General features: G+C 32.1%; 19 protein-coding genes. 15 read left to right on the top strand and 4 right to left on the bottom strand.

The window, feature by feature from the left end; translation table 11 throughout:
* Window positions 1-207 precede the first annotated feature (207 nt).
* From N1F78_RS05980 to N1F78_RS06000, 5 genes are all read left to right on the top strand, one after another.
* Window positions 208-987 carry a hypothetical protein gene (locus tag N1F78_RS05980; protein ID WP_406685272.1) on the top strand — a complete coding sequence of 260 codons (780 nt, stop codon included), beginning with the start codon at window positions 208-210 and terminating at the stop codon, window positions 985-987.
* A gap of 307 nt (window positions 988-1,294) precedes the next feature.
* On the top strand, window positions 1,295-2,716 hold the full coding sequence (locus tag N1F78_RS05985) for a glycogen synthase (protein WP_406685273.1): 1,422 nt from the start codon (window positions 1,295-1,297) through the stop codon (window positions 2,714-2,716).
* Entirely contained in the window at window positions 2,709-3,971 is a 1,263-nt protein-coding gene (locus N1F78_RS05990) for a glucose-1-phosphate adenylyltransferase (protein WP_406685274.1), read from the top strand. The genes N1F78_RS05985 and N1F78_RS05990 overlap by 8 nt, the downstream gene beginning before the upstream one ends.
* A gap of 2 nt (window positions 3,972-3,973) precedes the next feature.
* On the top strand, window positions 3,974-5,881 hold the full coding sequence (glgB, locus tag N1F78_RS05995) for a 1,4-alpha-glucan branching protein GlgB (RefSeq protein WP_406685275.1): 1,908 nt from the start codon (window positions 3,974-3,976) through the stop codon (window positions 5,879-5,881).
* A gap of 142 nt (window positions 5,882-6,023) precedes the next feature.
* Window positions 6,024-8,423, top strand: a complete 2,400-nt coding sequence (locus tag N1F78_RS06000; RefSeq protein WP_406685276.1) for a glycoside hydrolase family 31 protein — start codon at window positions 6,024-6,026, stop codon at window positions 8,421-8,423.
* 13 nt (window positions 8,424-8,436) lie between these two features.
* Here the strand turns inward: N1F78_RS06000 and N1F78_RS06005 are convergent, their stop codons facing one another.
* The gene (locus tag N1F78_RS06005) at window positions 8,437-10,263 is read right to left on the bottom strand and encodes a cation:proton antiporter (protein WP_406685277.1); all 1,827 of its coding nucleotides are present in this window, start codon (window positions 10,261-10,263) and stop codon (window positions 8,437-8,439) included.
* Window positions 10,264-10,369: 106 nt separating this feature from the next.
* On the opposite strand from N1F78_RS06005, the gene N1F78_RS06010 reads away from it, so the two are divergent.
* The 6 genes from N1F78_RS06010 to N1F78_RS06035 all read left to right on the top strand — a co-directional run bounded on the left by N1F78_RS06010 (window position 10,370) and on the right by N1F78_RS06035 (window position 18,798).
* The gene (locus tag N1F78_RS06010) at window positions 10,370-11,218 is read left to right on the top strand and encodes a universal stress protein (RefSeq protein WP_406685278.1); all 849 of its coding nucleotides are present in this window, start codon (window positions 10,370-10,372) and stop codon (window positions 11,216-11,218) included.
* Complete coding sequence (locus N1F78_RS06015; RefSeq protein ID WP_406685279.1) at window positions 11,215-13,416, top strand: SulP family inorganic anion transporter; 2,202 nt, start codon at window positions 11,215-11,217, stop codon at window positions 13,414-13,416. The genes N1F78_RS06010 and N1F78_RS06015 overlap by 4 nt, the downstream gene beginning before the upstream one ends.
* Window positions 13,417-13,587: 171 nt before the next feature.
* Window positions 13,588-14,448, top strand: a complete 861-nt coding sequence (locus tag N1F78_RS06020) for an MBL fold metallo-hydrolase (protein ID WP_406685280.1) — start codon at window positions 13,588-13,590, stop codon at window positions 14,446-14,448.
* A gap of 17 nt (window positions 14,449-14,465) precedes the next feature.
* Window positions 14,466-16,076, top strand: a complete 1,611-nt coding sequence (locus N1F78_RS06025; protein ID WP_406685281.1) for a S8 family peptidase — start codon at window positions 14,466-14,468, stop codon at window positions 16,074-16,076.
* Between the two features lie 19 nt (window positions 16,077-16,095).
* Entirely contained in the window at window positions 16,096-17,919 is a 1,824-nt protein-coding gene (locus N1F78_RS06030; RefSeq protein WP_406685282.1) for a M1 family metallopeptidase, read from the top strand.
* 234 nt (window positions 17,920-18,153) lie between these two features.
* A complete protein-coding gene (locus tag N1F78_RS06035) occupies window positions 18,154-18,798 on the top strand; it encodes a hypothetical protein (RefSeq protein ID WP_406685283.1) in 645 nt (214 codons plus the stop codon).
* A gap of 27 nt (window positions 18,799-18,825) precedes the next feature.
* Here N1F78_RS06035 and N1F78_RS06040 read toward each other — a convergent pair whose 3' ends face one another.
* On the bottom strand, window positions 18,826-19,101 hold the full coding sequence (locus tag N1F78_RS06040; protein ID WP_406685671.1) for a winged helix-turn-helix transcriptional regulator: 276 nt from the start codon (window positions 19,099-19,101) through the stop codon (window positions 18,826-18,828).
* 157 nt (window positions 19,102-19,258) lie between these two features.
* Between N1F78_RS06040 and N1F78_RS06045 the strand changes: the two genes are divergently transcribed.
* The gene (locus N1F78_RS06045; RefSeq protein WP_406685284.1) at window positions 19,259-19,771 is read left to right on the top strand and encodes a VOC family protein; all 513 of its coding nucleotides are present in this window, start codon (window positions 19,259-19,261) and stop codon (window positions 19,769-19,771) included.
* 77 nt (window positions 19,772-19,848) lie between these two features.
* Entirely contained in the window at window positions 19,849-20,715 is an 867-nt protein-coding gene (locus N1F78_RS06050; protein WP_406685285.1) for an alpha/beta hydrolase, read from the top strand.
* Between the two features lie 155 nt (window positions 20,716-20,870).
* Here the strand turns inward: N1F78_RS06050 and N1F78_RS06055 are convergent, their stop codons facing one another.
* Together N1F78_RS06055 and N1F78_RS06060 are read right to left on the bottom strand one after the other, a co-directional pair.
* The gene (locus tag N1F78_RS06055) at window positions 20,871-22,070 is read right to left on the bottom strand and encodes a succinylglutamate desuccinylase/aspartoacylase family protein (protein ID WP_406685286.1); all 1,200 of its coding nucleotides are present in this window, start codon (window positions 22,068-22,070) and stop codon (window positions 20,871-20,873) included.
* A 3-nt stretch (window positions 22,071-22,073) separates the two neighbouring features.
* A complete protein-coding gene (locus N1F78_RS06060; RefSeq protein WP_406685287.1) occupies window positions 22,074-23,924 on the bottom strand; it encodes a CBS domain-containing protein in 1,851 nt (616 codons plus the stop codon).
* 170 nt (window positions 23,925-24,094) lie between these two features.
* Between N1F78_RS06060 and rnpA the strand changes: the two genes are divergently transcribed.
* Window positions 24,095-24,472, top strand: a complete 378-nt coding sequence (rnpA, locus tag N1F78_RS06065) for a ribonuclease P protein component (protein ID WP_406685288.1) — start codon at window positions 24,095-24,097, stop codon at window positions 24,470-24,472.
* A 6-nt stretch (window positions 24,473-24,478) separates the two neighbouring features.
* Window positions 24,479-26,113: a S41 family peptidase gene (locus tag N1F78_RS06070; RefSeq protein ID WP_406685289.1), complete on the top strand. Its 1,635-nt coding sequence runs from the start codon at window positions 24,479-24,481 to the stop codon at window positions 26,111-26,113.
* Window positions 26,114-26,192: the final 79 nt, after the last annotated feature.

The raw sequence follows: 26,192 nt of genomic DNA on the forward strand, positions 1-26,192 counted from the left end.
AATTGTCTTGATATTAAGGGGTTTCTGCAAAAGTAGAAACCTCTTATTTAAAAACTCCTATCAAAAACCCTATGACAAAACAATAACTAACTGTTAATCAGCTTCTTTTTGTGTATCTCCATAAAAAATTGTACCTTTTATTAATTCCAATTCTTCCCAAAGAGCATCACTTTACTTTATTAATTACTAACTAATTCATTAAATATTATGAAAACAAAACTATTCTCTTACGTTTGCTCCATTTTATTATTATTAGTTTTTTCAGGAAATATCTATTCTCAAAATTTCTCTGAAAATCTATTTGAAAGCCAAAAGGATTTAACCAGCTTTGTTGACACCTTTGAACTAGATACATCTGTCTCCTATGATTATGATGAAAGTACAACTGAATTTGAATTTAATACAGAATCTCCTTTAAATGCTGAAATTACCTTAGAACCACAATCAGCAGAGGAGTTAATTGTTTTTGCCAGTACAATGATTGCTCTAGGTGCCGGTATAGGTTTTGGAGAAGATCAAACACTATGGTGCTTACATGCTGCCTATTATATGAGGTTAGCAATGTATACCAAGTCTGCTCTATTCGGTTCCTTTGGTGTTGTTTTGGATGGATTCAGTGGTAATAGTTTTACCCGAAATTTAATGGATTTCCAGTTTAAACTTTTAATGTTTCATGCCATAACAAAATATTATCAGGTGCATTTTATTTATGGCGCCATGTTAGCATATGCCATTGGCTCTGAAAAGTTTGATGCTGGCTCTAAATACGATTTAACAAGATTAACCGCTGCCTTGGTTTTAGGGTTTAATATTATTCTAACCTCTCAACTTGCTATTATGCTTCAAACAAACATTCTAGCTCATCAAAATTGGACACAAAAACTGGATGACATGGAATCTAAAAGTAATTCAACTCTAGGTTTTATTAATAAACAAAATCTCTTTGTGTTATCTTTAGTCTGGACTATTGCTAATTCTAGGCGCTAGAGAATTTTCTAAATAGATGTTTAGTTTATAAACGCCAAAACTCTTAGGTAATATATTACTGCAAGGGTTTTGGTTTTATTAATTTTTATGCAATTAGCCCTTGTGCTTTTGTTAAAACAACCCTTTGGTCATAATATAAATCACTTTGCTTTTTATTGAAAATTAGAGGTAAAAAAGGCTGTTTGCCCTTATTTTTTATTAATAATTTTGATAATTCGTAATAATCATATTTTTTCTTCAAAAGTTATCTTTCCTCTTTTTTATATATAATATTTTTGTATGTTTATAACACACACAAAATGTAATTATGACTATAATTCATATAAGTGCAGAATGTTATCCTGTTGCTAAAGTTGGAGGTTTAGCTGATGTAGTTGGGGCCTTACCCAAATATCAAAATAGCTCTGATGTTTCTTCAAAAGTTATCATGCCTTTTTATGATAACAAATTCACTAAGGCAAATACATTTAATAAAGTTTACAGTTCAAAACTAAAATTAGGAGAAAGTTTAATCGACTTTAATATTTTAACCTTAAACGATAATACTTTAGGATTTGATATTTTCTTTGTTGATGTTCCATCACTTATATTTAAAGATTATGTATATTCTAATGATGATACTGAACGATTTTTAGCTTTTCAGATTGCATCTTTAGACTGGGTTTCTACTTGGGACAGTTTACCAGATATTATACATTGTCATGATCATCATACGGGATTAATTCCATTTATGCTTCAAGAAAGCATTAAATATGAAGCTTTTAGGGATGTTCCCAATATTTTCACAATTCATAATGCCCAATATCAAGGCTGGTTCTCACATGAAAAAGTTGGTTTAATTCCAGAATTCAACTTTAATAATGTTGGTCTTCTAGATTGGGGAGGTGCAATTAATCCTTTAGCTGCTGCTATTAAATGTTCGTGGAGAGTTACTACGGTTTCTCCTAGTTATATGGAAGAGTTAAAAAATGCAGCCAATGGATTAGAAAGCTTATTAAGCGCTGAAGCAAACAAATGTATTGGCGTTTTAAATGGTATTGATACCAGTGTTTGGAACCCCGAAACAGATACATATATTAATACAAATTATAGCATTGACAACTTTAAAGAAGGTAAAGCAGGAAATAAAAAATACTTATGTGATAAGTTTAATTTAGATTTTGACAAACCGCTTTTTGCATTTATTGGTAGACTTGTTCTTGAAAAAGGTGCAGATTTATTCCCTGAAGCTTTTAAAACTACACTAGAAAAAAATAACGCCTCAATTTTATTACTTGGTTCTGGTAACGAAGACATACAAACACCACTTGAAAACTTAATGGGTAAATATGACGGCTCTTATAACGCATTTATTGGATATGATGAAGCACTTTCACATAATATTTATGCTGGAGCAGACTTTTTATTTATGCCCTCTAGAGTAGAACCTTGTGGATTAAACCAAATGTACGCCCTAAGGTATGGTACAATTCCCATAGTTAGAAGTATTGGAGGTTTAAAAGATACAGTTACCGATATTTCTGAAACAGACGGTTTTGGTATTTGTCACCAAGAAATAACCGCTGCAAGTATGGTGAATGCAATAAATAGAGCTATAGAGCTTTATAAGGATTCTTCTAACTACAACAATATTCAAAAACAAATAATGGCAATTGACCACTCTTGGGATAATTCTGCCAAAACATATATTAACTTATACCAATCTATAAAACAACTAAGCAATGATTAACAACAAAGTTTTAGCCATAATATTAGGTGGCGGCCAAGGTTCAAGATTACATCCGTTAACTGAAAAAAGATCAAAACCTGCGGTACCCATTGCTGGAAAATATAGGCTTGTTGATATTCCTATATCTAACTGTATTAATGCAGATATTAAGCGTATGTTTGTACTTACACAGTTTAATTCAGCTTCACTTAACAGGCATATAAAAAACACCTATCACTTTAGTTTTTTTAGTAGTGCTTTTGTTGACGTTTTAGCAGCAGAACAAACACCAGGAAATAAAGGATGGTTTCAAGGAACAGCAGATGCCGTTCGCCAAAGTATGCATCATTTTGTAAGCCACCAATTTGATTACTTTTTAATTCTTTCTGGAGACCAATTGTATCAAATGGATTATGACAAAATGATTCAAGCTCATGAAGAAAGTAATGCTGAAATTTCTATTGCAACCATTCCTGTAAACGCTAAAGATGCCACTGGTTTTGGAATTTTAAAAGCTGACGAAAATAATGTGATAACATCATTTGTTGAAAAACCAGATGCTAGTTTATTACCTGAATGGGAGTCTGAAGTTAGTGACGAAATGAAAGGGGAAGGAAGAAATTATTTAGCTTCAATGGGTATCTATATTTTTAATAGAGATTTACTGGTTAAGTTAATGAATGATGAAAGTACTATTGATTTTGGAAAAGAAATTATTCCACAGAATATAGATAATCACAAAACATTAAGTTATCAATACGAAGGATATTGGACAGATATTGGAACCATAGAATCTTTCTTTGAAGCCAATCTTAGATTAACTGATGATATTCCTGACTTTGATTTATATGATAAATCAAAACGTATTTATACCCGTGCAAGAATGTTACCAACAACCAAAATGTCTGAAACAAAACTTAAAAACGCAGTGGTTTCAGAAGGTTGTATTATTAGTGCCTCTTCTATAGAAAAATCAGTTATAGGTATTCGATCTAGAATAGGTGATGGAACCATTATTACCAATACTTATATGATGGGTAGTGATTACTATCAAAATCTAGATGATGTTTCTAACCCAAATGTAAATACATTAGGTATAGGAGCGCGTTGTACCATTAATAATGCTATTCTAGATAAAAATTGTTGTATTGGTGATGATGTTAAAATAAATGGAGGATCTCATTTAGAAGATACTGAAACTGAATTATACGCTGTAAGAGATGGTATTGTAGTCATTAAAAAAGACGCTATAATCCCTAATGGATTTGAAATATAATTATGGCAAATGTAAAAGCTTATAGTCTATTTACAGATTTTGATGTTAACTTATTTAAATCAGGTAAGCACTACAGACTTTATGAAAAATTTGGTTCTCATACTGTAACTGTTGATGGTATAGAGGGTACTTATTTTGCTGTTTGGGCACCAAGCGCTAAACAGGTTTCTGTTATAGGAGACTTTAATTTCTGGTCAGATGGAGAACATCAACTAAATGTTAGATGGGATGCCAGTGGCATTTGGGAAGGTTTCATACCGTTTGTGGGTAAGGGTAATATATACAAGTATAAAATTCACAGCCACCACAATGGTGTTATCACTGAAAAGGCTGACCCATATGCAAGACGTTGTGAACATCCCCCTAAAACCGCATCAGTGGTTTGGGAAGATGATTATAAATGGAAAGATGCTTCTTGGTTAAAGAAAAGAAAAAAACATAATGCATTAGACGCCCCTTATTCTGTTTATGAAGTTCATATAGGTTCTTGGAGAAAAAAGGCAGAAGAAGACCGTTCTTTATCTTATTTTGAATTGGCCGATGAACTCGTTGATTATGTAAAAGATATGGGCTTTACTCATGTTGAGTTTATGCCAATAATGGAATATCCTTTTGACCCTTCATGGGGTTACCAATTAACAGGTTACTTTGCACCAACCTCGCGTTTCGGTTATCCAGAAGAATTTAAATACTTAGTAGATAAGCTTCATCAGAATGATATTGGAATAATTTTAGATTGGGTACCATCACATTTTCCTGAAGATGCCCACGGTTTAGGGTTTTTTGATGGATCTCATTTATATGAACACCCTGACAGGCGTAAAGGCTACCATCCAGATTGGAAAAGCTTAATTTTTAATTACGAAAGAAATGAAGTAAGATCCTTTTTAATAAGTAATGCTGTTTTTTGGTTAGACCAATATCATGCAGATGGTTTACGTGTTGATGCTGTAGCCTCAATGTTATTCTTAGATTATTCTCGTGAAGATGGTGAGTGGGAGCCAAATATTTATGGAGGAAGAGAAAATCTTGCAGTAATAGAATTTTTGAAAGAACTAAACCAAGAAGTTTATGCTTCCTTTCCAGATGTACAAACCATTGCTGAAGAATCTACTGCTTTCCCAATGGTATCAAAACCAGTGTTTTTAGGTGGTTTAGGCTTTGGCATGAAATGGATGATGGGTTGGATGCATGATACTTTAGAGTATTTTGGTAAGGACCCTATTTACAGAAAGTATCATCAAAATGATATTACTTTTAGTTTAGCATACGCCTTTACAGAAAACTTTATGTTACCGCTTTCACATGATGAGGTGGTTTATGGTAAAAATTCTATTTTAGGAAGAATGCCAGGAGATGAATGGCAGCGTTTTGCAAATTTACGATTGCTTTATGGTTATATGTTTACACACCCAGGAACCAAATTATTGTTTATGGGCGGTGAATTTGGGCAATATAATGAGTGGAATTTCCAAGAAAGTTTAGACTGGAATTTATTGGAGTTTGAGCCACATCAAAACCTTAAAACCTATTATAAAGAATTAAATAACCTTTATAAAACTACTCCTGCATTATATGAAAAAGGGTTTAGCGGAGAAGGCTTTGAATGGATTAGCTTTGACGATCACGAAAATTGCGTCATGTCATATATTAGAAAAGGTTATGATCAAAAAGATAATGTTATAGTAGTTTGTAACCTAACCCCAGCGGTTCTAGAAAACTATAAAATAGGAATCCCAGAAAAATCAAAAATTAAGGAAATTTTTAATAGTGATTCTAAAAAGTTTGGCGGTAGTGGCATAGGTAATCCCAGACAATTAACAGCCAAAAAACAATCTTGGAATGGTAAGGATTATTCAGCAGAAATAACCCTTGCTCCGTTATCAATTACTGTTTTTCAGATTAAATAATTTTCGTTTTATAAATTTCAAATAATTATTGCCCGTGCATTGCATTTTAAACAATGAACGGGCAGTATTTTTAATAAATAGTAACCTTTAAATGTTCTTAATTTTAGTATTTTCGTCAACTAATTAATTGACTAACAGCCCTATGATATTAAATACAGAATTAGAATACAAAGGCGATTTATTTCCTTCAAATATAATAGACTACTCAAAAGATGTTGATGTATTACATTTCACAACTTCAAACAATGTTATATTACAATTAACTGTTCTAAGAGATAGTGTCTTAAGGTTTAGATATTCAACCGTAGGTAAATTTGATAAAGATTTTTCATATGCTATAGATCAAAATGCTAGTAGAGGTTATAATCACCTTGAAATTGATGATGACAAGGAAAAGTATATTATAACTACTGCTAAATTAATTTGTCATATTTACAAAAATGACTTGAGAGTGTCTTTGCTAGATGCTAAAGACAAGAAAGTTGTTTGTCAAGACGAGTTAGGTTTTCACTGGGAAGAAAGCTATGAGCTAGGTGGTGATATTGTAAAAATGAGTAAATCCGCTCAAAACGGTGAAAGTTACTACGGTTTAGGTGATAAGCCAGAGCATATTAACCTTAAAGGAAGAAGATTCCAAAACTGGGCAACAGATTCATACGCTTACGGTAAGAATACAGACCCAATATACAAAGCCATACCTTTCTATACTGCTTTACATAACGGAAAATCATACGGTATTTTCTTTGATAATAGCTTCAGAACCTATTTTGATTTTTGTCATGAAAGACGTAATGTAACTAGCTTTTGGGCTTCTGGTGGAGAAATGAATTACTATTTCTTTTACGGACCAAAAATGCAAGATGTAGTAACCAGTTACACAGATTTAACGGGTACTCCAGAATTACCTCCATTATGGGCATTAGGTTACCACCAATGTAAATGGAGTTATTACCCAGAATCTAATGTAAAGGAAATTACAAATAAATTTAGAGAGCTTAGAATTCCTTGTGATGCTATTTATTTAGACATTGATTACATGGAAGGATTCCGCTGTTTTACATGGAGTAAAGAGTATTTTCCAGAGCCAAAACGCATGGTTAAGGAATTAGCCGAAGACGGGTTTAAAACAGTTGTTATTATCGATCCAGGAATTAAGATTGATATGGAATATGATGTTTTCCGAGAAGGTTTGGAAAAAGATTACTTCTGTAAACGTGCAGATGGTCCTTACATGAAAGGTAAAGTATGGCCTGGAGAATGTTATTTCCCAGACTTCACAAGACCAGAAGTACGTGAATGGTGGGCAGGGTTATTTAAAGAACTTATTGAAGAAATTGGGGTTAAAGGTGTTTGGAATGACATGAATGAACCTGCTGTAATGGACGTTCCTGGAAAATCATTTCCTCCAGATGTAAGACATGATTATGACGGAAACCCTTGTTCTCATCAAAAAGCACATAATGTATATGGTATGCAAATGGCTAGGGCTACTTATCATGGTCTTAAGCGTTTTAATTACCCTAAACGACCATTTGTAATAACACGTTCAGCTTATTCTGGTACGCAACGTTATACCTCAACTTGGATGGGAGATAACGTAGCAACATGGGAACACTTACAAATTGCAAATATTCAAGCACAACGGTTGGCTCTTTCAGGTTTCTCATTTGCAGGGTCTGATATTGGTGGGTTTGCAGAACAACCAAATGGAGAGTTATATGCAAGATGGATTCAATTAGGTGTATTCCACCCATTCTGTAGAACACACTCTTCTGGTGATCATGGAGACCAAGAACCTTGGGCTTTTGATGAAGAAATCACTGATATTGTTAGAAAATTCATTGAAATTAGATATGAGTTATTACCATACTTATATACTTCGTTCTATCAATACCACCATGATAATGTACCAATGTTAAAATCATTGGTATTATTTGACCAAGAAGACACACAAACACACTACAGAACAGATGAGTTTATCTGCGGAAATCAACTTTTAGTTTGTCCAATTAACGAACCTAACTCTAAAGGAAGACGCATGTATATTCCTAGAGGAGAATGGTACAACTACTGGACTAAAGAGTTGATTAAAGGAGGTAAAGAAACTTGGGTTGATGCTGATTTAGACAGTATGCCATTATTTGTTAAGGCAGGAGCTATCATTCCTAAATATCCGGTACAACAATATGTTGGAGAAAAGGAAATTGACCAGTTAACCTTAGATGTTTATTATAAAAACGGTAAGGAAGATTCTGAAATCTACGAAGATGCTAATGATGGTTATGATTATACTAAAGGCCGTTATAGTTTAAAGAAATTTAACTTAGCTGGTAATGATGATAAATTAATTATTAGAATTCATAAAAGAGGTAAGTATAATGCACCTTATGAAACTTTTAAGGTTAATTTCCATGGGCTACCATTTGAAGTAAAATCTATTAAGGTTGATAATGAATATGTTAATTTAAAAGATGTTCAGTTTAAAAACAATTCATTAGTAGTTACTAAACTGTTTACCAACCTACAGCTAAAAGCAGATTAGTATTTTATAAATATTAAATATCAAAAGGCTTTCCTAAATATACTAGTTGAAAGCCTTTTTCTATTTTGGCTATATTCTTATTATATGAAGAAATAATTTCAAATACACCTCTATTATCTTTTACTAATATAGGTGTCATGTCCTCATTTTGATTTATTATTTCAATAAGTTCTTCATAGTGTGCTCTGTCTTCAATTTCAATTTCTTGAATAGATGGGTATTTAAGAGCTATCTCAGTAAGTGTATTATAATCATCCGTATTAGAAAATAAACCTTCTTTTGGAATACGTTCTGGATCGTTCATTTCTTCTGCAGAAATAAGCCTAAAAGTACCGTTCTCTCCAAACTGATTACTAAACTTATTAATTGCAAAATCATTAATTGCAGTACTACCTGTAAGAGCCATTAAAAATCCAATATCATTTAACTCTATATTATCATCAAGTTTAACTGAGTAAATATCTGTGTTAATTGCCTCTAGACCCATTTCTTGTGCTGCCTTCACATTGTTTTGATTACTGTCAATAAATACAACATGTCTGTCATTATCATTTAAATATTTACCTATTAACCTTGATACTGGAGAGGCTCCAACAATTAAAATCCCGTAGGAGTTCTTTAAAAATACGCCAATAATTCTAGCAAAATATCTTGCTGTGGTGGCATTCAATAGTACTGTGCCTAAAACAACCATGAATACTAAAGGGGTAATATATTCAGCCCCTTCAACACCTTGTTTAACAAGTTTACTTCCAAATAAAGATGCTATTCCCGCTGCAACAATTCCCCTAGGACCTACCCAACTAATAAACAATTTATCATTAGTTTTTAAAGATGAATTAGCCGTACATAAAAAAACAGCCAAAGGTCTTATAATAAACACTACAGAACCAAATAGTAGAGCTGTTTTCCAATTATATAGTAACATCATTTCTTCAATATTAATGTTAGCTGCCAATAATATAAACAGAATTGAAATAAGTAAAACACTAAGAGATTCTTTAAAATATAATAGTTCCTTAATATTTTCTAACTTACCATTGCCAAGAACCATTCCCATAACTACAACGGCTAAAAGGCCAGATTCATGAGCAAAAATCTCAGATTCAACAAAAACAAGTAATACTGTAGACAAAGAGACAACATTAAGTAGATAATGTGGAATTAGCTTCTTATTAATTACAAATGCAAGAGCATGTGCAAACGTAAAGCCAAACGTTGTTCCAAAAAGTAAAATTTTCCCAAACTCAACCAGTGCAGTTTTGGTAAAACCACCATCTCCTTCAACGCTAATAAACTCAAAAACAAGTACTGCCACTAAGGCACCTATAGGGTCTATTAGTATTCCCTCCCATTTCAACACCGTAGATATATCCTTTTTTAGTGGAATATTTCTTAATATGGGAGTTATCACCGTTGGTCCGGTAACAATAATCAAAGCAGAAAAAAGAAATGATAATTCCCAACTAAGGTTAAAAACAAAATGGGCAATTATACCAGCCCCAAAAAAGGTCACCGCAGACCCTAATGTTATTAACTTGGTAATTACTTGACCTAAACTTTTTATCTCAGAACGTTTTAAAGTAAGACCACCTTCAAATAGTATTATACTAATTGCTAAAGACACAAAATAATATAATCCATCTCCTGGAAATAAGCCTTTCTCACCATTCCATACCGGTTCAATCCATTTTTGTCCATCACTACTTAAATACTCAGCGGCAATTGGTCCAACAAGTAACCCAATAAGAATAAGAGGCAAAATAGCAGGGATTTTAAATTTCCAGGCAAACCATTGGGCTAAAATTCCAAGAATAATTATTCCGGCCAGTTCTAACATGAAGTTATTGTTTTTAATATGGTTACTAATATAAAAATAAAACCAACCATTTTATATTTTTAAAAAATACTATCTTTCGCACCTTAAAAATAAAGATACATCAATTTTGTCCTTAAAACCATTTAAAAGCATTGCAATAGGTGTTGCTTTCTCTCCAAATTTAAAAGCAAACCTTTGTGAAGCTGCTAGGTTATCATTGTTTTTTGGTAGTAAATTGTTTTTAATTCATGTTGGTGAAGCTTCAGATGATAAGATCAAATCTCTAAAGGTTTTTTTAAATGCTTTTAAAAAAGATAATTTAGACTATGAAGTAGTTTTTAAACCAGGAGACCCTGTAAACGCTATTTTATCTGTTTCAGAAGAAAAAAATATTGATCTCCTTATTCTAGGTGCAGTTCAACGTGAGAAATTCATAAAGTATTATGTGGGCTCTATTGCTAGAAAAATAACTAGAAAAGCCAAATGCTCTGTTTTACTTTTAATTAAACCAGCCGTTGAACGGGTGCGGTGCCAGCATATAGTTGTTAACGGATTAGAAGACCCAAAAACAGAACAAACTATTAAATCTGCTTTCTATGTTGCTAATAAATTAAATGCTGAAAAGATTACCATTGTTGAGGAAATTAAACATGAGGAAGTTGCTGTACATGCTGATGACGATAAATCATTGCGTAGAGTGAATATTATGAAGGAACGTATTAGAATGCGTGAAATCTCTAGAATAAATGAAATTATTGAGCATATTCCGGAAAAGTATACACAAGATATTACTGTTCAATCTCAACCAATATTTGGAAAACAAGGGTATTCTATTGGGCATTATGCCGAAATTTCTAGAGCGGATTTATTGGTTATGAATGCGCCCAGTAAAATGACTTTTTGGGACAGGTTGTTCCCTCACGATATTGAACATATTTTAACTGAGTTACCAACCGATGTATTAATCCTTCAATGAGTCCTAAAAAAAATAACCTAAAAGACTTTTTTAAAGCATTACCCCAAAATATATTTTCGGGTTTTGTGGTGAGTCTTATAGCTTTACCTTTGGGTTTAGGGCTTGCAATGGCCAGTGATGCTCCACCTATTTCTGGTATAATAGCAGCTATAATTGGTGGTATTGTAGTTTCAATCTTTGGTGGGAGTAATGTAACTATTGCAGGACCAGGAAATGGTTTGGTAGGTGTACTTTTGGTAGCCATTACCTCTTTAGGGTTAGAAAGTGCCTATGCTGCTATTATATGCTCTGGTGGGTTGATAATGTTACTCGGTTTTTTTAGAATGGGAAAACTGGCTAATTTCTTTCCATCTTCAGCCATTCAAGGCATGTTGGCCGCAATTGGTCTTATTATACTTGGGAAACAGTTTCACATTATGTTGGCCCATAAAATAAAAAGGGAAGACACCTTAGATTACCTCATCGAGATTCCATTCACCTTAAATGATATGGTTCATTATGAAAACAAAGGCCTTATATATGCTGCTTTGGCTGGTATTTTGAGTTTAACTATAATGACCTTTTATGCTAAACTTAGAAACAAGTTTTTCCAACTAATCCCTGCTCCCATGTGGATTGTTATTCTATCCATAGGTTTTAGTTACTATTTTGAATTTGTATTACATGAGGAAAATCCAATATCAAAACATTATATGATTTCTGGAATTCCAGAGATTCAACAAATCATTGCAGATATCAGTATGCCGGTCTTTTCCAAAGTTGGCACTGGTGCATTTTGGTCTAGCGTATTTGCTATTACCTTAATAGCTAGTATAGAATCCCTTTTAAGTATCAAGGCTGTTGATAAATTAGACCCGCAAAAACGTCGTTCTAATGTAAATAAAGATTTAAAAGCACTTGGTTTTGGAACTATTGGTAGTGGTTTTTTAGGGGGGCTTAATGTAGTAACAGTAATTGCTCGTAGTTCGGTAAATGTAAACAACGGAGCTACAAATAGATCTGCAAATTTTGCCCATGCCACCTTTTTAGTGCTTTTTATAGTGCTTTTTAGCACACAATTAACTAGAATACCATTGCCAGCGTTAATGGCTATCTTGGTTTACACAGGTTACAAACTAGCCTCGCCAAAAATAATTAGGAAAATATTCTCTATTGGCAAAGAGCAACTTATTATCTTTTTCATGACCCTTTTTGTAACTCTAAAAATTGGGTTAATTTCAGGAATTTTTGCCGGTGTAATTACCACATTTATCATTCATGTAATCCTCAATAAAAGCTTCTCTTTATTTCTAAGAAATGTATTGAAACCAAACGTACTCATGTATCAGGAAGCCAAGGGTGATCATAATTTCTATGTAAGTGTGAAACATTTTTGTAGCTTTCTAAACTACTATAAATTGAAAGATAAATTAGAAGCTATACCTGAGGATCATGACGTTATTGTAGATTTTTCACTTTGCAGTTTTGTAGACCATACTGTTATGGAGAACATCCATGATTATCAAGAACTATTTAAAAAACGTGGTGGTCATTTTGATGTTATTGGTCTTGATATGCACGATACAGATTCTGAACACCCATTTGCTTTAAGGCGTTTGCTTCCAGTTCCAAACATTATTAAAAGAAGTTTAACTAGACGTCAAACCAGCATGGAAGAATTAGCTAAAGACTATGAGTTAAGTTATACTTCAGAAAACGTAAAAGAGGTAGGCTTTTTGAATAGTTTCCTTTTTTTTAACACTAAACCTATTGATCATATTTACAATCAGCTTTATTATAAAAATGGTTCCATAAATTTATTTGATATTGAGTTTTCTGAAGGAGAATTTATAGCCAAAGAGGTCATTAGGTCTACCATGTTACATATAAAACTAGATGATACCATTCCCGAATTTACCCTAGATAGAGAGGGCTTTTTAGAAAAGGTATATGCTTTTGCTGGATTTAAAGATATTCCTATTCAAGACCATTCAGATTTTTCTAGGCGCTTCTATTTATTAGGTGATAATGAAGAGGGTATTAAAGAATTCTTTGATGACAATTTAATTCACTTCTTTGAAAGCAACCCTTACTACCATGTGGAATCTAACGGAACTTCCTTATTAATCTTCGGAAAAGAAAGACTAGCAAGTGTTAAAGAAATAAAAGGATTATTTGATTTTGGAAAACGTTTAAAAGAAGTTATTTCAAATATTTAAATCTTTTTTTTGCTTAATATTTCTTAATAAACTCTTAACTTTTCTAAGGATTTGTTTTAGATTTCTTAATTTTACTCAAAACATGAAAGTATTAACACTTTAATACGTTCATACATTTAAAAAAATTGTTTCAATCTTATACCTTCTTTACTTTTGGCAAAGTAACTAACTATGAATTTATATCCAATTCATGCAGGACATTTTAAGTTAGATGGTGGGGCTATGTTTGGTGTAGTTCCTAAATCTATATGGCAAAAAACTAATCCTGCTGATACTAATAACCTTATAGACATTGCTTCTCGTTGCCTACTTATTGAAGACGGTAATCAATTGATTTTAATTGACTCAGGGATGGGCAATAAACAATCAGATAAATTTTTTGGGTATTATAACCTTTGGGGAGACTTTTCTTTAGATAAATCTTTAAAATCATGTGGTTTTCATAGAGATGATATTACAGATGTGTTTTTAACACACCTGCATTTTGATCATTGTGGGGGTAGTATTCAACGAAATAAGAATGGAACAGGTTATGAACCAGCATTTAAAAATGCACATTTTTGGAGCAATCAAGATCACTGGCAATGGGCAACCCAACCAAATAGACGAGAAAAAGCGTCCTTTTTAAAAGAAAATATATTGCCTATGGAGGAATGTGGCCAACTCAAGTTTACCGCTATACCCCATGGAGACATTCTAAACAATTCAGAATTAGGCTTTGACATTCTCTTTGTTGATGGGCATACAGACAAACAAATGCTGCCTATAATTACTTATAAAGGTAAAACCATTGTTTTTATGGCAGATTTATTGCCAACTGTAGGTCATTTACCTTTACCTTATGTTATGGGTTATGATACTAGACCTTTGCTTACACTTAATGAAAAAGAAAATTTCCTTAACATAGCGGCAGAAAAAGGGTATTATTTATTTCTAGAGCATGATGCACATAACGAAATTATAACCGTAAAAAACACAGAAAAAGGGGTGCGTTTAAATACGGTACACACTTCAGAAGAAATATTAAATTAAAATTAAATTAAGAATAAATGAAAACATTTAAAATATTCAGCATTTCAGCATTTTCAGCTTTATTACTATTTGGTTGTGGTTCGGTAGATATCCTATCAACGCCTATTGAAAATATAGACCAAAGTCCGCTAAAAGTTTCAGAATTAACAAAGTCTGAAAAAGAAAATTGGGGCCATTTAGATTTGGTAAAGGATACTATTCCAGGAATGAGTGTTGATAAAGCATATTCTGAAATTATTAAAAACAAAAAAGGCAAAAAAGTAATTGTAGCTGTAATTGATTCTGGTATTGATACAGACCATGAAGATTTAGATGATGTTATTTGGGTAAATAAAGGTGAAAAACCAGGTAACGGAATAGATGATGATAAAAACGGATACATTGATGATGTTCATGGTTGGAATTTCTTAGGTGATGGGCATGATGAACAATTAGAATTTGTTAGACTTTTAGCTAAAGGAGATACAAGTAACCCTGATTATGCTAGAGCTCAAAAAGAATATGAGACAGAATATCCTAAATGGACAGACCGTAAAACACAATATGAACAAATTCTTGCTCAGGTAAAAGGTGCACACGAAACTTTAACGGCTCATTTTGGTAAAAAAGATTATACCAAAAAAGAAGTCATGGCAATAAAAACTGAAGACCAAGGGTTACAGCAATCGGTTCAATTGGCAAAATACATGTATAGTAATGATTTAGAGTCATTAGAAGAGGCTGTAACAGAAATTTCTGATGCATTAGTAAGTATTAATGAGCGATTGAATTTTCATTTAAATAAAGAATTTAATGGTCGTGTTAATGGAGATGATCCTGATAATTTCTCAACTAAATATTATGGTAACGGTAATGTAAATCCAGTTAAGAAAAGTGAAAGTCATGGTACACATGTAGCAGGTATAATTGCTGCAGAACGTAATAATGGTTTAGGCGCAAATGGTGTTGCCAATAACGTTGAGATTATGTGTGTAAGAACAGTACCTAATGGTGATGAGTATGACAAGGATGTAGCATTAGCAATTCGTTATGCTGTAGATAATGGTGCCAAAGTTATTAATGGCAGTTTTGGAAAAAGTTTTTCACCACATAGTGCATTTGTAAGAGAAGCAATAGCTTATGCTAGTGAAAAGGATGTGGTTTTTGTTCATGCCGCTGGAAATGATAGTAAAGATGTTGATACAGAACCTAATTTCCCAGATGATAACGTAGATTATGTAGAAGTTTCAAATAGTTACATAAGAGTAGGGGCTTTAGCTCCAAAATATGGCTCTAATATGTTAGCAGGTTTTTCTAATTATGGAAAGAAAAATGTTGACGTTTTTGCCCCAGGAGCTTCAGTTTACTCTACAACACCAGAAAATGAATATGACACAAAAGGAGGAACCTCTATGGCGGCTCCTGGAGTTGCTGGTATTGCTGCTTTAATACGTTCTTACTATCCTAAGTTAACAGCTGCCCAAGTAAAAGAAATTATCATGAATTCTGGTTTAGCTATCACTACTAAAGTTATTGTAGGAGGTAATAGTGAAGATATTCGTCCGTTTTCAGATGTTGTTAAATCTGGTAGAATAGTTAATGCTTATAACGCACTAATAATGGCTTCTAAAGTAGCTCACACCAATTAATAACTTTAAAAAAAGTACTATGAATAGGTTTTTCATTGGCATTATTTGTCTTGTTATTTTTGTGTCTTGCGGAGGGAGTAAAGATGTAGTAACTAATACACCTCAAGTACCAGAACCTCCCAAAGCCCCAGAAATACGGAGTACACCTATCACCACTTATTGGCAACAACATGTAGACTATAAGATGGAAATTGATATGGATGTAAACACCTATCAATATAAAGGAAAACAAAGCTTAGTTTATACTAACAACTCACCTGATGTTTTAAATAAAGTTTATTATCATTTATATTTTAATGCCTTTCAACCTGGAAGTGAAATGGATGTACGTTCTCGTACTGTTGAAGATCCAGATCCTAGGGTTGGTGACCGTATAAGTAAATTAAAGCCAGATGAAATAGGGTATATAAAAGTACACACCTTAAAACAGAATGGTGTTGTTTTAAAACATGAAACTGTTGGGACTATTTTAGAAGTAGATTTGGCAGAACCTATTCAACCAGGAGAGAAAGTAACTTTCAATATGGTTTTTGATGCTCAGGTACCTGCTCAAATCCGTCGATCAGGAAGAAATAATAACGAGGGAGTTGCCCTTTCAATGACACAATGGTTTCCTAAATTAGCTGAATATGATTTTGAAGGTTGGCATGCTCACCCATATATAGGGCGTGAGTTTCATAGCGTTTGGGGTAATTTTGATGTAAAACTTACTATTGATAAAAACTATGTAATTGGAGGTACCGGCTATCTTCAGGGAGAACCTAAAATAAATGGTAACACAAAAACACTGCATTATATTGCACCAAATGTTCACGACTTTACTTGGGCTGCAGATCCAGATTATATTCACGACACATTGCAAGTACCCAATGGTCCATTACTTAATTTTTACTATAAAAACACTTTAGATAGTGAAAAGAAATCGTTTTGGAAAAAGCTGCAACCTAAAACGGTGGAGCTTATGCAATATTTTAGTGAAAATATAGGCAAGTACCCTTATGACCAATATTCCGTTATTCAAGGAGGCGATGGTGGAATGGAATATGCTATGTGTACACTAATTACAGGTAAACGTAGCTTTGGAAGTTTGGTAGGTGTAACGGCACATGAACTAGCACATACTTGGTTTCAGTTTTTATTAGCTACAAACGAGGCCAAACATGAATGGATGGATGAAGGCTTTACAAGTTACATTAGTGATCATGCTATGAATTATGTAATGAAATCTAACACTAGTATCCCAAATTTGGGGGCTTATAAGGGCTATGAATATCTAGTGAAATCGGGTAAGGAAAAACCACAAACAACGCATGCAGACCGTTTTGAAACCAATTTGGCTTATGGTATAGCTGCTTACAATAAAGGCTCTGTTTTTATATCACAATTGGGTTATGTTATTGGGGAGGAAAAACTAAAAAAAACACTTAAATCTTATTATAAAAATTGGGCATTTAAACACCCTACCCCAAATGATTTTATAAGAGTAGCCGAAAAAATTTCAGGTTTAGAACTAGACTGGTATTTAAATGATTGGACTAGAACCACTAATACCATTGATTACGGAGTTAAAACCATTGAAGACAAAACCATAACTTTAGAGCGCATTGGTTTAATGCCTATGCCACTAGATTTAACAGTTACCTATACAGATGGTTCTTTAGAAAACTTTTATATTCCGTTGCAAATGATGCGTGGTGAAAAATCAACCTCAGCAACTATTATTAAAGATTGGGCTTGGGCATACCCAACTTATACTTTTAAAACTAATAATGCCGTTAAAAGTGTTGAAATAGACCCTAGCGGGTTAATGGCAGATGTAGATAAAAGGAATAACAAAATGTAATTAGTTTTAATTTATAACATTAAAATAAACCGTTTATAATAAGCGGTTTTTTTTGGCATTACACTATTGCCTTTGTGCGAAAATTTGGCTAACTTCGTTTAACAGGAGATATAAAACATTGAAACGATTTTATATCAAGTTGTTAGCATTAATTAGCCCCAAAATATGACCAATGAATTAATAAGGACGAATCTGATAAAAAGAAAAGAATCTTGTTTATCAACTCTTAGTTCCATGCCTAACCGCGATAGTTATCTAGAAGATATTCTTAAAAACCTGAATAGATTTGACTTTAATAGATACAAACAGAATGTAGAGAAAGAAATTCTTGAAAATTTAAAGGAATGGTGGACTAATACTGACAAAGGAATTAAAAAAGAAGAGGAGTTATTTGCAATTCTTTTCGAATACGACTATTTCTTTCAGAAAAATGTGGAAGCAAGCGCATACGGAATCGGAGAATGGAAAGATTATCAAGCAAAAACGGACAAGTTTAATATGGGGTTTGATTATGATTTTGCAACGGAATTTTATGCTTGCCCTGGAATAAAATTAAATTTTTTCGATAGCCTTGAAGCTTTAGATTATTCCAATTTACCCGAAAAGTATACAAACAACAATCTGAATTTTGACGAGATAAAAATTGGAGAAATAATAGAAGTAGATGAATTCAATGACATTGAAGACCTCTTAGGTTATCAAGAAATAGTAGAACTGCACAAATACAAAGGAATGTTGGCTATACACGATGTCTTATTAGAACTTGATTCAAGAAAAGAATTTGAATCACTAAACTACAAAGACAAATTCATGTTTTTGATTGATGAACATGACTCTGGAGAAGTTTACCCATTATTAATAAAAAACAAGCATTATTGAGCTAATTTTGAAATCAGACGCATTTAATTAATGCTTACAATCTTCCATACCCCATTTATCTAAACTCCTTAAAATATTCTCAAGTGTTTTCCCTCTAGTGGTTAAACTGTATTCTACTTTAGGAGGAACAACGGGGTAAACTTTTCTATAAATAAGTCCATCTTTTTCTAAATCTCTTACGGTTTGGGTAAACATTTTATTTGAAATTCCTGGAATTTTCTTTTGTAATATTCCTGAGCGTAAACCACCTTCTAATAAATGAAATAGAATTAATGGTTTCCATTTTGTTCCAATTAAATTCATTGTGTAATTCAACGGACAGCTATTTTGTTTTTTCAAAATACAAATTTTATATTATTGATTGTCAATATTTTACTCGTTTAAGTAACTATACAACTTTTAGGTAAGTTATTGCCGATTAGACAAATATAAATTAATTTTGACCTTTAAAACAAAACCGATGACAACTAATAAAAATTATCCCAAATCATTTTCGCATATCGGAATTACAGTTCCAAATATAAAAGAAGCCACAAAATTCTATTCAGAGGTTATGGGTTGGTACATAATTATGGAACCTTCAAAAGTTAAAAAAGAAAAGGAAACCGCTATAGGCCAAATGTGCATTGATGTTTTTGGAAATAATTGGACGGAATTTGAAATTGCTCATTTAGCAACCTCTGACGGAATTGGAATAGAATTATTTTCATTTCCTAATGGCATTAAAGAAGCCCCTGAGTTTAATCCTTTCAATACTGGTTTGTTTCATTTTTGTGTACAAGACCCCAATATTGAGGAGCTAATTGATAAAGTTTTGGCCTATGGAGGAAAACAAAGAATGCCCATCAGAGAATACTATCCTAATGATAAGCCTTTTAGAATGTGCTATGTTGAAGATCCATTCGGAATTGTATTTGAAATATATACGCATAGTTATGAACTTACATATTCTTCTGGCGCTTATTCAAAATAAATACCAGTTATACTAAATCACCAAACCAAAAATTTAGATTTCAAATAGTTCAATATCCCATAACTTTATAGTTAATTATGAAAAAATTAGGACTCCTCTTATTTACTGTACTCAATATAAATACGGTTTTTGGACAAAATGGTGAAATATTAAAAAATCAAATTTATACCAGTTCTTTATTAGAGCAAGATATTTATTATAACATTTACTTACCTCCTAATTATGATTTTGCAAATGACTATCCGGTAATCTACTTTTTGCATGGTTTTGGAGGTAATCATAATGAATCAATTGATTTTATGCAGACCATTGATTCATTGATATGTAGAAAAAGTTTTCCAGAAACCATCATTATCGCACCTAATGGAAAAACATCATGGTATATAGATGACTATGCTGGGAAATTTAATTTTTCCTCTATGTTCATTAAGGAATTTATACCCTTTGCAAAAAGAACATATTTGATAAGTAATGATGTAAACCAATCAATAATAACAGGTATTTCAATGGGAGGTTTTGGGGCATTAAGGTTTACCTTGCTTTACCCTAATGAATTTGGAATTTGCGTTAGTTTTATGGCAGGAATTTCTACAAAAGAACAAATTTGTAATGATAGTGAAGAAGATTACTTAATATACCATCATGAACTGTATGGTAAAAATCTTAAACCATTTGAAAGAGCAAACAACTTTTTTGTTAAAAACAATCCTCTTTATATTGCTCAACAGACAAGCTCTGATCTTTTAAAAAAGAAAAAATGGTTTATACAGGTTTGCGATGATGACTATCATTCCCTTCCAAATGCCAAATTACATGTCCTTTTTCATAAATTGAGTGTAAATCATGAATTTAGAATTAAAGACGGCAGGCATGATGGAGACTGCGTTAATAAAAGCATGAATGATGCAATTGAGTTTATTAAGGCTAATTTGACAAGAAACTAAAGCTCTATTTGAAATAAAAACGAATGGTCAATCTAATAATTATTAAGCGGTTTCTTTAACTTTAAGCTATGGCCTTTGTGCGAGAAATATCTAACTTCGTTTAACGACTTGATATAAAACATTGAAACGATTGTTATACAAACCGTTAAACGAATCTAAAAAACCCTATACCACTTCTCTTTTTTATACATAAAAGTTTTAGCAACCCGTTCTCTGTTGTTTAATCTTAAATGTGTTTTATTAGTATATCTGCTTCTATAGCCTAATAAGTGAAATATGGCTTTAGCATAAAATTTAGTAACGCGTAAATTTACCTGTAAACTACCCTCTGCCCTATTTAACCAAGAAATTCCAGGAAGTAATACTAGTAAACCATCAAATTTAATACGCCTTAAAAAAGCAGATAACTTTAAGAAAAATGGTCTTATAGTTTTAATAATAAAAAAACCTTCAGAACCTTGCTTTTGGTACAGGGGCATAAATATCACCCCATTTCTTTTTGAAAATACATTTATACCATTACTAACCGCAAGCGGCACACCCTTTTTTATGACTTGAAAACTTTTAAATCCATTAAGCATTTTAAAGTTTTCGCTTTCTTGTATTTTGTGCAAATGCACTACCTCTAAAAAGCTTCTAGTATTTTTAGATTGGATTTTTAATAAGTTATAACTATCATCATAATCTTTTACATCTGTTTTATTTAATACCCCTGCAACTACTAAAGCTATTTTTAAAAATGCAATACTATTAGTTACAGCATCTGCTTCATCATGCTGTCCAGATTCAAAACCTAATGAAACATAACCCAATTGGTTTACATAACTCAATAGCGGTCCTGTTAAATACTCTTCTATACCTAAAACAATAGGTACAGGAAAATGCTTAGAGAATTTACGGTTTATTAGCGCATCATTAATAGTAATAAAGGGGAGTGTTTTACTAGAAGTTGTATGTAGGTCTATAAAATAAAAAGGGGGTTTATTTTCTCTTAAAATAACTCTTAAAATATCTAATAAAACCAACAGTTCCTTTTCATCAGTATTCAGATTAGTTTTTTCCTGAATAGATACAATATTATCAATGGTCCATAACCTATTTAAATCTTGATCTATATAACGTTGTTGCTTAATAAGTGCATTTAAATTGCCAGCAATAGCATAAACGCGACCGTTTATTTTTTCTGTATTAAGCGTTTTTATAACATTCTTTAAAGCAAAAACACCAGCAGTTTCATTACCATGAATTCCAGCAAAAACAACAAATGTAGGCCCTGAGTTTTTACCCAAAACCTTACCTATAAATCTTTCAATTTTTATGGTTTTATTAAGTGCTTTACTATAAACATTCACCATATATTAAAAATCGTTTAACGTAACCAGCCCAATTAATTTATTTTGGTTTACAACCGGCAAACTACTTATGCCTTTCTTTTCCATTAAGGCCTTTGCCTCATCAACTGGGGTATATTCATCTACAATAACTATATTTGTTTTCATGACACTTTCTATACATTGGTTAAGCTTTTTTGTGTTATTTAAATAGCCTTTTACATCGGTCCAACTAATTAACCCTATCAACTCTCTATCTCCATTTATTACTGGCACATGATGAATGTTTTTCCACATCATAATATTTAATACCAATTCTACACTATCTCTTTTATCAACAGAAAAAATATCTGAACTCATAATATGTTTAACCACCCTTTGGTCTTTAAACATAGATTTAGTGCTATGGTGTACCATGCCCCAAGTAGAAACCGGATAACCTTTTTCTTGTTTTTTATAAATATTAGCTGTTAATACTTGCATAGCCTCATAGCGTTTATGGGTTTTAAGTAAGTTTCTATAGTTTCTTGTTATCCACTCAGAACCACTATGATTATGTACCCTGTTTTTTATAATTCTTAAATAGTACTCTACATCTTTAGGTGACACCCCAAACTTATATAAGCCTTTATATGCCATTGGTAATAACTCATTTACTATTAAATTGAAACTAGATACATATTTACCATTCCAATAAAGTTGCGTTGTCATACCGTAACGCGCTGCATTAAAGAAATTGTTTTTTACATCTTTAAAATCCCACTGTTCATGAATATTATTATACTGTTTAGGTTTTCCAAGCATAACTCCTACCCAAAACATAAAGTTTGCTATTTCGTCTTTTGTAGTTGGTCCGGATGGTAAATACCTATTCTCTATGCGTAAATTAGGCTTACCATCTATAACCCCATAACAAATCCTATTCCATGGGTAAACCGTACCATTATGAAGCCCTAAAGCTTTTAATTTTGGTATTTCGCTATTGTTAAGCATTTCAACACTGTCCTTTATGAATCCAGAAGTTAAAAAGCTTCTATATCTTGAAATATTGTCTTTAAAGATATCTGTTAAAGGTCCTGTTAACCACTTACTTCCAAAGCTAACTCTAGATTGTTTTTCGTTTAATAAAAAAGAATTTGTTCTAGTATCTACACTTTGAGTAAAAAGTGCAATTCTAGTTTCACTCCAAAGCTCTTTACCAAATAATAATGGAGAATTGGTACAAGCACTTAAAATTGGTCCTGAAATGGCTTGAGCCCAATTGTAATTGTCTACAAAATCTTTAGCTCCCAACTGCAAATGCATCTGAAAACTGGTATTACAACCTTCTAACATTACAGAGTCATGCAATAGATTAAGCTCATCAACACCCTTAATATGTATATCAAAATTTTGCCTTCTGTAACCTTTTATAGCTTCATTTAAAACAGAATATCGCTCTACCTCTGTCATGTTTTGCTCATCAGAATTTTTAACCGTAAGTGAAGGTAGAATTCCTGTAAGAATAATTTTTGCCCCTTTTTTAGAAGCTACTACTTTAGCTTTTTCTAATAAGGTGTTTAATTGCTTATGCATTTTAGAAAAACAATCACCTTGTAAGTTTTGTGCATCTAAATTAATTTCTAAGTTATAATTGCTTATTTCTGTTGTAAAATGATCATCATTAATAGCTTCTAAAATCTCTAATGATTTATTTTCTGGTAAAAACTGTTCATTCACTATACAAAATTCTTGTTCTGCACCAACCCTTAAAGGTTCCTCTTCTATAAGACCTTTTTCAATTATCAAATCAAGCGCCTTAATATCATTTAATAAATGATGAATGTAATTAGCTCTATCTTCCTTTGTGTTTAATTTTATAACCTTTAAATCACCCATAACCCTTTATTTTAGTTTGATTTAACTAAGCTAAGTTAGCTTTGATGCAGTTTTTAAACTATGATTTTTATCATATAGACCTGGTTGGGTTATACCTAAAAATGGAAGGTTTTAAGAAAAATATTGGTTGTTAATTTTACTACCTTTGATTATTCAAAATCATTCCTAAATTGAATTTCACTTACGGTAAAAAAGAAAAACTTAAAAGCAAAAAGCTCATAGACCAATTGTTTACAGAGGGACAATCGGTATCAGCCTACCCTTTGCGCATAATCTATTTAGAAACATCATTTGATGAAGAAGTTGTTGCCAAAACAGGGGTTTCTGTAGGCAAAAGATATTTTAAAAAAGCTGTAGATAGAAATAGAATAAAACGCTTATTAAGAGAAGCTTATAGATTAAATAAAGCAAATTATTTTAACAACATTACAACACAATATGCGTTTATGGTTTTGTACATTGGCAAAGACAAACCCTCTTTTACACAAATTGAAACCCAAATGAATAAGGCTTTTAAAAAATTCTTAAATGCCGAAGCCGAAAAATAAATTATTATGAAAAAGATAGTCAAAAACAAGTTTGTGCTTTTAACCTTAGCCACTGCAATATTTCTTAGTACAACTGCTTTTAAAAATGATTTTTTTGAAATTGCAAAGCAAATAGAAATCTTTACTACACTTTTTAAAGAACTCAACATGAATTATGTTGATGAAACCAACCCTGGAGATTTAATGGATACGGCAATAAAAAGTATGTTAGCAGACCTTGATCCGTATACAAATTTTATGAACGAACAGGATGTTGAAGCGGCTAGAATTAATAATACTGGAGACTATACAGGTATTGGGGCTAAAGTAAAAACCTATAAAGACAAACTTGTAATTGTAGAACCTTATAAAGATTATCCAGCCGATAAGGCTGGTTTAAAAGCAGGTGATGAAATCATTAAAATTGGTAATACTTTAATTGAATCTTATAAAGAAAATAGTGGCGATTTACTAAAAGGTACTTCAGGGTCAAAGGTAGAAGTAACTTACAAACGCCAAGGTAAAACCACCACCACAACTATTGAAAGGGCTGAAGTGGAGATTAAAGCGGTACCTCATTTTTCAATGATAAATGATAATACCGGTTATATAGTATTGAGTAAATTTAACCGTAAAGCTCATAAAGAAACTGACTATGCGCTAAGAGATTTAAAAGCTCAAGGCGCAAAAAATATTATTCTAGATTTGCGCGGTAACCCAGGAGGTTTATTAAATGAAGCAATTAAAATTGTTAACTTGTTTATACCTAAAGGGCAACTAGTAGTTACCACAAAATCTAAAGTAAAAAAGTATAACAAAACATATTTTACACAAAGCGAGCCAATTGATACAGAAATACCCTTAGTAGTTTTAATAGATGGTAATAGTGCTTCAGCAAGTGAAATTGTATCGGGTTCACTACAAGATCTTGACAGAGCGGTTGTTGTAGGTTCTAGAAGCTTCGGTAAAGGATTAGTACAGCGTCCAAAACTATTAACATATGGCACGCAAGTTAAAATTACCATTTCTAGATATTATACCCCTTCTGGAAGATGTATTCAATCTTTAGATTACTGGAATAGAGACGAAAAAGGAGAAGCTGTTAGGGTAAAGCAAGAAAACTACAATGAATTTAAAACTAAAAACGGCCGTAAAGTATTTGATGGTGGTGGTGTTTACCCAGATGTTACTTTTGAAGCGTCAAAAAACTCGACAGTTACCAACGCAATAGTTAATGATGATTTGATATTTAACTTTTCAACGCATTATTATTATAACAATACCCTTAATGATGTTAATAGTTTTAAATTAAACGATTCTGATTTTTCAAATTTTAAAACCTATTTAAAAACAAATAATTTTTCTTTTAAAACAAAAACAGAAGCCGCTCTTTTTAAAGCGTTCGAAACAGCAACAGATGAAGAATTAAATGATAATATTGAAAAAGATTTTAACACCTTAATTTCAAATTTAAATCGTTCTAAGGAGGATGTTATTTCAGAAAACAAAAATTTCCTTTTAGAGTTGTTAACCGAAGAAATTGTTAAAAGATATACCTATAGGGAAGGTTTATATGAGTACTATAAAATTAATGATCAAAAAATTAAAAAGGCCACAGAAATTTTAAATAGTTCAACCGCATATTTTGGGTATTTAAACTAGAACTATCTGTTTTTCAACCTTTAGTATTTGCAATTAATCTTAAAAATTAGGCTGTATAATTGCAAATTCGTTAAAAATA

It is taken from the genome of Seonamhaeicola sp. MEBiC01930 (assembly GCF_045277075.1).
Classification (GTDB): domain Bacteria; phylum Bacteroidota; class Bacteroidia; order Flavobacteriales; family Flavobacteriaceae; genus Seonamhaeicola.